We start from the raw sequence: 11,761 nt of genomic DNA on the forward strand, positions 1-11,761 counted from the left end.
CCTTTCGGAGTGCCCGGCCATGAAACGCCGCAAGACCTCGCTCGCGATCCTCGTCGCCCTCGCCCTCGCCGCCGCTTTCGGCTGGCGCTATTTCTCCGCGGTGGAGACCGTCGCGCCGCCGGTGCTGGCGCAGGTGGTGCGGGGCGACGTGGCCGAAACGGTGCTGGCCTCGGGCATGATCGAGGCCGCGCAACTGGTCAGCGTCGGCGCCCGCGTCTCGGGCCAGGTCGAGACCCTGGCGGTCCGGCTGGGCCAGAGCGTCCAGGCGGGCGACCTGATCGCGCAGATCGACAGCCAGGACCAGCAGAACACCGTGCTTCAGGCCGAGGCCGCGCTGGCCAATATCGAGGCGCAGATCTCGGCCAAGCGGGCGACGCTGCAACGCGCCGAGGCCGCGCTGGAGCGTCAGACCCGGCTTGGCGGCCTTTCCACCCAGGACACGCTGGAAAGCGCCACCGCCGAGGTGCTGGTGACGCGCGCGGAGCTTGACGCGCTTGAGGCGCAGAAGGCCAGCGCCGAGGTGACCGTCGGCACCGCCCGGCTGGCGCTGGAGCGCACCAGCATCACCGCGCCGATCAGCGGCACGGTGGTTGCGGTGGTGGTCAAGCAGGGCCAGACGGTGAATGCCGCCCAGGCCGCGCCCACCATCGTCAAGATCGCCGATCTTTCGACCATGCTGGTCAAGACCGAGATTTCCGAGGCCGATGTGATGAATGTCGCCCGGGGCCAGAACGTGATCTTCACCACGCTTGGCGCGCCGGACCTGCCGTTCCGGGCCGTGGTGCGCGAAATCGAGCCCGCGCCGACCGGGATCGAGACCAGCGACACGATCTCGTCCGACAGCGCGGTCTATTACAACGGGCTGCTTGAGGTCGAGAACCTGGACGGGCGGCTCAGGATCGGCATGACCGCCGAGGTCTCGGTCGAACTGGCGCGGGCCGAGAATGTGCTGACCGTCCCCGCCTCGGCCATCCGCCGCGACGCCGAGGGCAGCTATGTCGAGGTCTTCGACCCGGCCGAGGGCACCACCCGCCGCCGCGCCGTCACCGTCGGGCTGAACGACAAGATCACCGCCGAGATCGTCGAGGGGCTGGCCGAGGGCGAGCGCGTCGTGACCGGCACCGCCGCCGCCACAGCGGCCACGACCGGCAACAGCCAGGGCGGCATGGGCCCGCCGCCGATGTTCTGACGCCCCAGACATTCACCGATCCCGGGGGAAACACCATGGAACAGACCCGTCAAGATCCCGAAGCGCGCCCGATCATCTCGGTGCGCGGCATCACCCGCAGCTTTGCCGCCGGAGAGGAAACCGTCACCGTCCTGCATGATGTCGATCTGGACATCTGGCCGGGCGAGATGGTGGCGATCATCGGCGCCTCGGGCTCGGGCAAGTCGACGCTGATGAATATCCTGGGCTGCCTCGACCGGCCCAGCACCGGCCGCTATCACTTCGACGGCCGCGACGTCGGCACGCTGGATGCGGATGAACAGGCCGAATTGCGGCGCGCGCATTTCGGCTTCATCTTCCAGCGCTACCAGCTTCTGGGCGATCTGGATGCGGTCGGCAATGTCGAGGTGCCCGCGATCTATGCGGGCGAGGGGGCCGAGGCCCGCCGCGCCCGCGCCCGCGCCCTGTTGACCCGGCTGGGGCTGGAAAGCCGGATGGATCACCGCCCTTCGGAACTGTCGGGCGGCCAGCAGCAGCGGGTCTCGGTGGCGCGGGCGCTGATGAACGGCGGCGAGGTGATCCTGGCCGACGAGCCCACCGGCGCGCTGGACACCAAAAGCAGCGCCGAGCTGATCGAGCTTTTGCTGGAGCTGAACCGGCAGGGCCATACCATCATCATGGTCACCCATGATCCCAAGGTGGCTGCCCACGCCCATCGCACCATCGAGATCAGCGACGGCCGGGTCACCGCCGACAGCGGGCGCCGGGACGCGGGTCCGAAGGCGGCGCCGTCCACGCCCGGCGACGGGCCGGGGGCGCTGCGCCCGGTCCGGGCGGGTTTCGCCGGGCTGACCCGGATGACCGAGGCGCTTCACATGGCGCTTGCGGCGATGCTCGCGCACCGGATGCGCAGTTTCCTGACCATGCTGGGGATCATCATCGGCATCGCCTCGGTGGTGCTTGTCGTGGCGCTTGGCACCGGCAGCCAGGAGAAGGTGCTGGAAAACATCTCTTCCCTCGGCACCAACACGATCACCATCCGCGCGGGCTCGGGCTTTGGCGCGCGCGATTCCGGGCGGATCGAGACGCTGGTGCCCTCGGACGCCGATGCGCTGGCGCTGGAGCCCTGGGCCCAGGGCGTCTCGCCTGCCGTTTCCGCCAGCGCCACCGCGCGCCATGGCGCGGTCGAGGCCAGCACCCAGATCAACGGCATCGCCAACGATTATTTCGCCGCCCATTCCTATGTCGCGGTGGCGGGCGCGCTGTTCGATGCCACCGACATCACCAGCCGCGCCCAGGTGGCGGTGATCGACGAGGCCACCCGCGACACCTTCTTCGCCGATGGCGAGGACCCCTTGGGCCAGGTGCTGCATCTGGGCCGGGTGCCGGTGCGGGTGATCGGGGTGGTGCGGTCCTCGGGCGCGAGTTTCGGGCCCAGTTCGCTGAATGTCTGGCTGCCCTATACCACGGTGATGGCGCGGGTGTCGGGCCAGGATTATCTGTCGTCGATCGAGGTGCAGGTGGCCGAGGGGTTCGAGACCGCCGCCGTCCAGGACGAGATCGCCGCCCTGATGCTGGCCCGGCACGGCACACAGGACTTCTTCCTGCAAAACAGCGACACCATCCGCGAGACCCTGACCTCGACCACCCAGACCATGACGCTTCTGGTCGGCGCCATCGCGGTGATCTCGCTGGTCGTCGGCGGGATCGGGGTGATGAACATCATGCTGGTCTCGGTCACCGAGCGCACGCGCGAGATCGGCGTCCGCATCGCCATCGGCGCGCGCCGGTCGGACATCATCGCGCAATTCCTGATCGAGGCGGTGCTGGTCTGTCTGGTCGGCGGCACCCTGGGGATCGCCATCGCCCTGGGCGGCGGCCTTCTGGCCCAGGCCCTGAGCGAGAGCCTGCGGCTGAGCTTTTCCACCCTGTCGGTGGTGGCGGCCTTCCTGTCCTCGACCCTGATCGGGGTGACCTTCGGCTTCCTGCCGGCAAGATCGGCGGCGCAGCTCGATCCGGTGGTCGCGCTCAGCCGGGACTGAACCTTGTCCCCCCGGCGGCTGGCCGGGGGGATCACCCGCCCTGCGCGCCGTTCCACAGCGCCTCGCGCGCCAGAAGCCAGGGGAACCTGGTCCTGATGTCCTCGGCCTCGCGCCAGCTTTCCAGCGGCTGCCACTTCTCGGTCACCGCGACGCGGGAATCGTTGAACTCGTGGATCGAGCGCAGGAACATCGCCTTCCCGGGGAACAGCCGCGCGCCGTATTTGCGCGGTGCGGCACGGTGGTCGATGGCGAAAATGTTCTTGCCGTCCGGCGTGCCCAGCATCGCCAGCCCGCAATTGATGAACGGATAGCGGTGGCTGTAGAGGCTGGCCTCCTGCCGCTCGCGCAGGCCGTCGGCGGCATGTTCGGTGATCGAAAATCCGTAGCCTTCGGGGAAGGACAGGAAATAGGGCAGCGCGACCCCGGCGCGGGCCGCCTCCTCCGGGGGCTGGGGCGGCGCGGCCAGGGTGGCGATCTGGCGGCGCAGGTCGGCGACGTAATCGCAGGCCAGACCGTCGTCGTCGTCCAGCACCACCTGAACCACCACCGGATCGCGATAGACCCGCTGCATGTAATGGCGCAGCGCGCGGCGGGTGGTCCCAGGGGGCTCGGCCCGGATGGTGAACTGGCGGCTGTCGCCGTAGCACATCACGCAGCTGTCGGTCAGTTCTTCCATCGCCCAGGCCGGAAGCTGGTCGCTGGTCAGGATCAGGTGGTGGAAGTCGCGGTCGGTCTGGGCGGCCAGCGAGGGCAGCGCGATGGTCGAGAACAGCTCCAGCCGCTGGAGCAGCCTTTCGCGGGCGAACAGCTTTTCGGCATCGCGCGAGGCGTCGCTCTGCCAGCCCGAAAGGCCGACGAAGGAAAACCGCGTCACGAAAAGGATGGGCGCGGCCAGAAGCGCGGCGGGGTCAACGCCGCCGGAATCGGGGTCATTCGCCCCCGCCTTCTGGGAATCCGCCGCGTCGTCGCGGCTTTCGGCCTGCCCGGCGTGGGTGCCGATCCGTCCGGCCTCGGCCAGGGCGTCGGGCGCGTTCACCTCTTCGGGGGGCATGCCGGGGGGCGCGTCTTCGGGGGTCACGTCTGGGCGCGGTTCGGTGGGGGTCATTCGTCCTCTCCTGTCCTGCCGGGGTCGCGGGCGGAATCGATGGGGCGGGTCTCTTCCGGGCCCTCGCCCGGATCCGCGGCCCGATCTGCGGCGGCCTCGGCGCGCGCAAGCCCGGCCCGGGCAAGGCGGCTGTCCTCGATCCCCTCAAGCACGATCGCAGACAGGCCCAGCGTGATCAGCGTATCGCCATCCTCGACCGCGATCTCGGGGTCGAGCGGCCAGCCCTCAAGCACGATGCGGTCGCCCTCGTGCCAGTCGGTGATGCGGCAGATCCCGCCCCAGGCAACGTGATAGGTCACGCCGCCGGTGCCGCCGGTCATCGTGTTCTCGCCCGGGCCGACATGGAAGGTGTGGGCGCCATGGCCTGCGGTGACGCGGTTGTGGCCGGGGCCGGTGTGGATGACCGAACTGCGGTCGCCGTCGGTGATCAGGTCGTTGCCCGGCCCGCCGTAGATGCGGTTGAAGCCGTCGCCGCCCCGGATCACGTCGTCGCCGGGGCCGCCGTCCAGCGTGGCGCGGCCCGCGGCTCCGATCAGCGTGTCGTCGCCCGGGCCGCCGTAGAAGGCGTGGCTGTCGTTCCTGCGGCCAGAGACGGCGACCATCAGGTCGTCCCCCGCGCCGCCGTGGAACTCGGCCCCGGCATAGACCGGGCCGAACAGCCGGTCGCCCCGGTCGCTGCCGCGCAGCCGCACCGGCACGCGCTCGGAGGCCTCGAATTCGATGCGGCTTTCGGGATGGGCCACCACCTCGAAGGCGCGCGGGCTCTGGCCGTCGCCCTCCATCCGCGAGACCACGGTGCCGATGCGCAGGGTGCCGATGCCCCTGGGCACATGCAGCACATGATCGTCCGGCCCGCCCAGATACCACAGCACATGCCGCCCGCCCGGCGCGGGCGCGATCCGGTCGGCGGCGGCGCCATAGGCCCAGAAATGGCCGTCGGCCGCTGGCCCCTTCAGCGCGACCGTCCCGTCCATCGCCATCATCGCGTTCAGCCCGGTGGCGGGATCCTCGTCCATGCCGCCAAGGTCGAGCCCCAGCCGCGCCGCCGCCTGGACCAGTTCGCGGTGCAGGAAGGCGGTCTCGGGCCCGCCCGCAAGGTTCGTCGTCTCGCCCGGATCGGCCACCACGTCATAGACATGGGCTTCGCCGTTCGGATAGCGGAAATAGCGCAGATGCTCGTATCCCGGGACCGAGGGCCGCACCGAAAGCGTGCCGAACACCGCGGTCAGCGGCGATTGCGCCCGGTCGTAGGCGCCGAATTCGTCGCAGATCAGCGGCAGGAGGCTTTGGCCCGAGGTCCAGTCCGGGCGCGGCGGCAGGCCCGCGAGGTCAAGGATGGTCCTGGGCAGGTTGTGCAGCGACACCGGGCAGTCCACCACCTGCCCGCCGGTCATCCCGGCATGCCAGATCCCCAGGGGCACATGGGCCGCGCTGTCCCATTGGCTCATCTTGTGGAAACTGTCGTGGGTGCCAAGGTTGAAGCCGTTGTCCGAGACCAGGACCACCGTCGTCCTCGCCCCGAGGGGCGAGGCGCGCAGCGCGTCCATGAAGCGGCCGATCTCGTGATCGACATGCGAGCAGGCGGCGAAATAGGCGCGGACCACCTGGCGCCAGGCCTCGTCCCCGGCCTTTTCCGGCGTCCAGCGGCCGTTGACGACATAGGCCATCTCATAGACCGCCATGCCGGGCTGCGGCCCGTGGTAGTCGTCCGGGTGGGCCGAGCGCGGCCATTCGATCCGGGAGGGATCATACATCTGGTAGAAGCGGTCGGGGCAGACCAGGTTGTAATGCGGATGCTTGAAGCCAAGCTGGATCAGATGCCTGCGCGCGGGATCGGCACGGCGCACGAAGTCGATGGCATTCTGCGCCACGGCGTGGTCGTAGAAGGTATGGTCGTAGCTGCCGTCGTCGTCGGGGTGGTTCACGCCCTCGATCCCCGGGCCCTTGTCGAGATAGCTGTGCACGCCCCTGCGCCTGCCGCTGTCGTCGGCGGCCAGGTCCTCATGGAACAGCACCCGGCGATATTCCTCGGGCATCGGTTTGTAATTGGCGTCGGTCTTGCCGGTGGTGAAGGTGTAAAAGCCCGCGCGGCGCAGGTCGTGGACCCAGCTTGCCGTCGGCGGCAGCACGTCGCGCCAGAAGCGGTTCAGATCGACCAGCCCGGTGACGAAGGGGGAAAGCCCGGTCGCCACCTCGGCCCGGCAGGGGGCGCAAAGCGGGATGGTGGCATAGGCATTGGCAAAGCGCGCGCCCTCGGCCATCAGCCGGTCGATGTTCGGGGTCTGGATCGTCACGCCGAAGGCGTTGCGCCAGGTGAAGATGTCGATCATGTCGTCGATCCAGATCAGGCAGATATTGCCGTCGCGGACCGTCTGGGGGGTGAAGCTCATGGGGCGTCGCTCCTGACGCGAAGGGGGGGCGCGGGATGGATCGCCAGATCGGCGGGCAGGGCCCAGCGGTGAAGGGGCGCGCCATCGGGCCCCTCATCGTGCCAGCCGTCGCGGATGGCGCTGCGGTTCGCGGGGCGCCCGTCGCCGCGGGGGGGCAGGGCGCAGGCATGCAGAAGGCGCGGCGCGCCGTCCGCCCCCGGCCCGGCATCGAGGATCAGCGCCTTCGGATCGTCGGGCGCGATGCGCGGCGCGTGAAGGGCGCCGCCCGGGATATGGAACCCCGCGCCCGGCCCGGCGCCGAAGGGATCGGCCGGGTCGATCACCAGATCCGCCATGGCGCGGAAGGTCACCCGGATCTGCCCACCCGAGCGTTCGGCCAGCAAGGGCAGCGGGCAGAACCAGGCCTCTCCAGCCAGATGCGCCTCGACCGCGCAGGCATCCATCGCGGCAAGGGCGGTGCGTCCGGCATCGGTCACCCGTCCGAAACGGTCCTGCCCGGCGATATAGCCGGGTGCGGGCAGGATCAGGCGGTGCGGCCCATGGTTGCGCGCCAGATCGTGCATGGCGCGGATGGCGGGATGGTCGTGGATCCGTGCGGTGCCGCATTCGGCATCGACCAGAAACAGCGGCGGCGCCAGGGTGCGGGCGCGCATCGCGGCGGTGATCCTGGCCATGAGGTCGCGGAACGCTTGCGCGATCCCCTCGGGCGTGCCGCCAAGCGCCTCGGCGCCAAAGCCGATCGCCACGGCAACGACCCGCGCGCGGCGGCCCAGGCTTGCGGCGGCCTCGACCAGATTGTCGAGCGCGATGGTGAAATTCGCGAAGGCGCGCCCCTGGCCGAGCGCGTCGAGGCTGGCGGTGGCCTCGGTCTCGGCGCGGACATAAAGCAGCGGCAGACCGCGCCGGTCGCGGTGGCGGCGGGCCAACAGGGCATCGGCCAGCAGCGCCTCGCGGCTGCGATGGCGGATCCGCTGCATCCGGTTGGTGCGGGCGGCGGTGCCGGTGGCCTCACGCCCGACGGCGCCGATATGGTCGGCGGGGGCGAGGATGTTGTGGCAAAACCGCGCCGGGCCACGGGTGAAGCCCGCCCGGCGCGGCCCGCCGAGGGCAAGCAGCGCCAGCAGGTCGCCCGGCGCATCGGCGATGATGTCGCCGCCCTCGATGGGGCGCAGATAGGCGCGGGGGGCGTCTTCGAGCCTGGCGTCGAACCGCAGCCAGCCGCCGTCATGGCGCAGGTTCCAGGCGTCGATGTCGCCCAGGGTCTCGGCCGGGTCGATGCGGTCGGGGGGAAGGCGGGCGAGGGTCGCGGGGGTGGCGCCCGCGCTCCAGGTTCCGGTCGAGGCCCCGGCTTCGGCCAGTGCCCCGGCTTCGGCCAATGTTTCGGCGCGGGCCAGCGCCTCGGCCTCGGTCCGGGCGCGGCGGCGCGCCTCGCGGCGGGCCTTGCGGGCGGCGCGGTCGTCGGGGGCATGCGCGGGCTGAGGCTGGGGCGTTTCCGGGGGCGGGGGACACATGGCGACTAGCCTGCCCGCTTCCCGCCCGGGCGCGACCGGAGGGGGCTTCGGCAGCCGGGCCGGTGGGGCCTTGTCGCCCGGATATGCGATCGGATGGGGATGATGCGCTCCTGCTCTCTCGGCCCAAGGAGGGCCCGGGTTTTCGGGGTCTTGCCGCCCCGCCATTGCGGTCTTGTCACGCGCCGACCGCCCGGCCCCTGGCACCGCCCCGAGGGCGGCCGTAACAGGCGCGCCGGGATGGCAAAAATCCTAGAGCGCGGGGGAGGGAGTTTCAAGGGAAACCCGGGCCCGCGCCCGCCCCGCCGCAGTCGACCGCCCGGCTCAGATCCAGTCGAGGAAGATCCGCGCCGCATGGGGGCCCGCGCCGATCCTGTCGCGCAAGGCGCGGTAGCGCGGGCGCAGGTCCTTGAACTTGCGCTCATGCGTTTCGACCAGAAAGCAGCGGATCGCGCCCAGAAGGCCCTGTTCCTCAAGCGTTTCCAGGATTTCCAGCTCGGCGCCCTCGATATCCATCTTCACCAGGGCGATCTCGCCGCGCTCGGCCACGGCGTCGCGGACCAGATCGGGAAAGGAGAGCATCTCGACCTCGATCGCTTCCGCCTCGTTGATCATCCGCCCGCCGCCGATCACCGTGCTTTTCACCGAGGCGCCGATCGGGTTGTCGTCGAAATTCCCCGCCCGCATCAGCCGCACCTTGCCTGCCGCAGCCCCCACGGCGGCGTTGAAAAGTCGCACGTTGGGCAAGGCGCCACAGGCCTCGGTCAGGCGGGAAAAGGCGAAGGGGTCGGGTTCGTAGGAGCGCAGCTCGGCCCCGGTCGCGGCCAGGATCGCGCTGATCTTGCCGACATTCGCCCCGCAATCCAGCACCAGATCGGTCGGGCGCAGCATCGCCACCGCGCCCGAGAGAAACCCCTCGGCCGAGGCCTTGCGCAGGTTGCGCTTGTGGCGGCGGATGCGGGTTTCCATCTCGGCTATCCGTGCCGCCGGATCCTCGGGGTGGTCGGTTTGCGGCATTTCGGTGCCGTCCGGGATGGGGTCGTCTTGGGGGCTGGTCTTGGGGGGCGGGGGCATGAGGGCCTCAGACATAATGGCTCTGGATCGGCAGGGCATAGGGCGGCGCCACCAGGGGTTTGCGCGCCGCGGTCAGAATCATATGCGGGCCCGCCAGCGCCCTTTCCCCGCCGCGCGGCTTGCCGGTCGGGTCCTCGACGGCGATCAGGTCGAAAGGCGCGGTGCGGCAGACCAGCGTCACCTCCAGCATCTCGTAGCCCCGGGCGTGGTGCCAGTAGCGCCAGGGCACGTCGGGCCCGGTCTGAAAGAAGCCGTGGCCGAACCAGCCGTCCGCCGAGACATAGGACATGAAAAGCCCGCCGGGCCGCAGCAGTTCATGGCAGGTGTCCAGCGCCTGGCCGATGTGGAAGACATGTTCGGTGGTGCCGCCGTCGATCACCAAGTCGAACTGGCCCTTCAGCGCCTCGGGCAGGGGGGTGTTCAGGTCGTGGATATGGGCGGCGCCTTCCTTGTCGGTGAAATCCATCGCCTCGATCACCGGATAGCCAAGGGCGGCCAGCAGGCTTTCGGTGAAACCGTCCTTCTGCACGATCCGGTCGATGGCCAGGCTGTGGCCCAGCCGTCCGGCCCTGCGGATGAACTGCTCCATCTTGCGACCCTTGAGGTGGAGCTTCTGCCGCCCGAGGATCAGCCCCCGTTCGGCGCCGTTCAGGTTGCGGCTGTGCCGGGCGAGAAACAGCGCGGGGATCAGGCTGATGCCCATGGGTTCATTCCTCCTGGCCGGTGAGGCCCTGTTCGGGGGCGCCCTCTTCGGCGCGGGCCTGCGGCGCGTCGGGCACCAGCCTGCGCACATAGTCGACGCCCAGATGGCGACGCAGCATCGCCCGTCCGCGCCGGGTCAGCCCGACCTCGCGCAGCACCTTGTCGTTGCGGTAATGCACGGTATGTATCAGCCGCCCCTCGGGCAGGGTCTTGCCGCGCATCAGCCCGCCCAGGATGTAATGCTGCTCTTCGGGCAGGATGTTCCAGCCCAGCCCCGCCCGCCGGATCGCCACCGGCAGGGTCATCTGGTCGAGATAGGGGCGGCGGTGTTCCAGATCGCTCTCGCGGTCCAGCCGCCGGGCGGTATCATACCAGACATCGGGAAAGCGCCCGCCGGGGCCGGGATCCTCGGGAAAGACCACGAGGCCCGCGCTGAAATAGGGCACGACCTCTTGCCGGGTGCGGCGCATCAGGCGGATGCGCTCGGCGGGGACCTCCATGCCGAAGGTGCCCCAGATCCGGTCCCAGACCGATTGTTCCCCCCAATTCATCGAGGCCGCCGCCGAGCATGAGACATGGCCCGCCCGGGTCAGCGCCGCGGGGCTGTTAGGTTCCAGAAACAGCACGTCGCTGTCGACGAAGGCCGAATATTCGCTGTCGCGCGGCTGCATGGCGGCGATGATCTTGTTGCCATGCGGATAGGGGCTGTCCCACATGCCCTCGGTCCGCATCGGGCGGATCTCGGCGCCCAGCATCTCATGGGCGCGGAAGACGGCGGGATGCAGTTCCGCCATCCGGTGTTCGGGGCAATAGCCGATCGCCTGCACATCGGCCGGAAAATTCTCGCGGATCGAGGCCAGCAGCATGCAGGCCATGATCTGATAATCCGGCGGCTCGACGATATAGACGAAGGTCAGGGGCGGTCTGGTCATCACTCTTCCAGGGCTTTCGAGGGGTCTACCCCCATCCGCTCGGCCATCCGCGCGGCATAGGAGCCGGGCAGCGGCGCATGTTTGCGCCACCAGGGCTTGGTGCCGTTGGTGTAGAGATGGACCGAAAGCGTCTGGTCTGTGAAATGCCCCTCCACATTGCTGTGGGGGTCGAAGAACACGTCGTTGAGCTGGAACGGCACCGGATAAAGCACGTCATGCGACAGCGCGCGTTCGAAATCGCCGGTCTGCTGGGCGAACCAGGTGAAGGCCTGCGGCCCGAACGAGGTGCGGTCGGCGTTGTAGATCCTGACCGCCTGCGGCAGCGCGGGGTCCTGCTTGTCCAGCCGTTTGCGCTGCTGCTTGTTGAACCAGCCCGGCGCCTCGGGCAGGTTTTCGTAATAATCGATCAGCCGGTCGATCAACTCGCCCTGCGGCGGGATATAGACCACGCCGCAGTTCAGCGCGCCGCGAAAGCCGTGGCCCGCGTAGATATGGTCCATCCCCTCGGGGAAGGGGCGGTGGCACAGCGCATCGCAATCGATCCAGATCGCGTCGGTCTTCTGGATCATCTTGTAGCGGAACACGTTCGACAGGAAGGATTCCGAGGTCTGGCGCACGATGTCCATGTCGATCTGCATGATCTCGGTCGCGGGGCGGGTGATCACGCCCTCGGGCACGTTTTCGACCTCTTCGGTGCAGTAAAGCGTGGTCGGATGGCCCTGCTGGACATGGCTGAGCAGGCAGAACTGGTTGATGTAATGCAGCCGCGGGCCGATCCAGAGTGAGGCGACGGGGCGACGTTCGGCGGTGGTCATGGCGGCTCCTGGCAAGATCCGGCGG

The 11,761-nt window shown here is 69.5% G+C and carries 9 protein-coding genes; 2 read left to right on the plus strand and 7 right to left on the minus strand.

Going from position 1 to position 11,761, the window contains the following annotated elements; all coding sequences use genetic code 11:
* Positions 1-19: 19 nt before the first annotated feature.
* Both ABNX41_RS09180 and ABNX41_RS09185 read left to right on the plus strand, forming a co-directional pair.
* Positions 20-1,189 (plus strand): efflux RND transporter periplasmic adaptor subunit, encoded by a 1,170-nt coding sequence (locus tag ABNX41_RS09180; protein WP_438669428.1) that lies wholly within the window; start codon positions 20-22, stop codon positions 1,187-1,189.
* Positions 1,190-1,224: 35 nt separating this feature from the next.
* Positions 1,225-3,210, plus strand: coding sequence for a MacB family efflux pump subunit (locus ABNX41_RS09185; protein ID WP_438669429.1), 1,986 nt, complete (start codon positions 1,225-1,227; stop codon positions 3,208-3,210).
* A gap of 31 nt (positions 3,211-3,241) precedes the next feature.
* Here the strand turns inward: ABNX41_RS09185 and ABNX41_RS09190 are convergent, their stop codons facing one another.
* From ABNX41_RS09190 to ABNX41_RS09220, 7 genes are all read right to left on the minus strand, one after another.
* Positions 3,242-4,315, minus strand: a complete 1,074-nt coding sequence (locus tag ABNX41_RS09190) for a glycosyltransferase (RefSeq protein ID WP_438669430.1) — start codon at positions 4,313-4,315, stop codon at positions 3,242-3,244.
* Positions 4,312-6,705 (minus strand): sulfatase-like hydrolase/transferase, encoded by a 2,394-nt coding sequence (locus ABNX41_RS09195; protein ID WP_438669431.1) that lies wholly within the window; start codon positions 6,703-6,705, stop codon positions 4,312-4,314. Before ABNX41_RS09195 ends, ABNX41_RS09190 begins: the two co-directional genes overlap by 4 nt.
* On the minus strand, positions 6,702-8,216 hold the full coding sequence (locus ABNX41_RS09200; protein ID WP_438669432.1) for a hypothetical protein: 1,515 nt from the start codon (positions 8,214-8,216) through the stop codon (positions 6,702-6,704). The genes ABNX41_RS09195 and ABNX41_RS09200 overlap by 4 nt, the downstream gene beginning before the upstream one ends.
* A gap of 321 nt (positions 8,217-8,537) precedes the next feature.
* On the minus strand, positions 8,538-9,230 hold the full coding sequence (locus tag ABNX41_RS09205; protein WP_438669433.1) for an FkbM family methyltransferase: 693 nt from the start codon (positions 9,228-9,230) through the stop codon (positions 8,538-8,540).
* 64 nt (positions 9,231-9,294) lie between these two features.
* On the minus strand, positions 9,295-9,990 hold the full coding sequence (locus tag ABNX41_RS09210) for a class I SAM-dependent methyltransferase (protein ID WP_438669434.1): 696 nt from the start codon (positions 9,988-9,990) through the stop codon (positions 9,295-9,297).
* A gap of 4 nt (positions 9,991-9,994) precedes the next feature.
* Positions 9,995-10,921: a GT-B fold glycosyltransferase domain-containing protein gene (locus ABNX41_RS09215; RefSeq protein WP_438669435.1), complete on the minus strand. Its 927-nt coding sequence runs from the start codon at positions 10,919-10,921 to the stop codon at positions 9,995-9,997.
* Positions 10,921-11,736 carry a hypothetical protein gene (locus ABNX41_RS09220; RefSeq protein WP_438669436.1) on the minus strand — a complete coding sequence of 272 codons (816 nt, stop codon included), beginning with the start codon at positions 11,734-11,736 and terminating at the stop codon, positions 10,921-10,923. The genes ABNX41_RS09215 and ABNX41_RS09220 overlap by 1 nt, the downstream gene beginning before the upstream one ends.
* Between the last annotated feature and the right edge of the window lie 25 nt (positions 11,737-11,761).

Source organism: Pseudogemmobacter sonorensis (assembly GCF_042762395.1).
GTDB lineage: Bacteria > Pseudomonadota > Alphaproteobacteria > Rhodobacterales > Rhodobacteraceae > Pseudogemmobacter > Pseudogemmobacter sonorensis.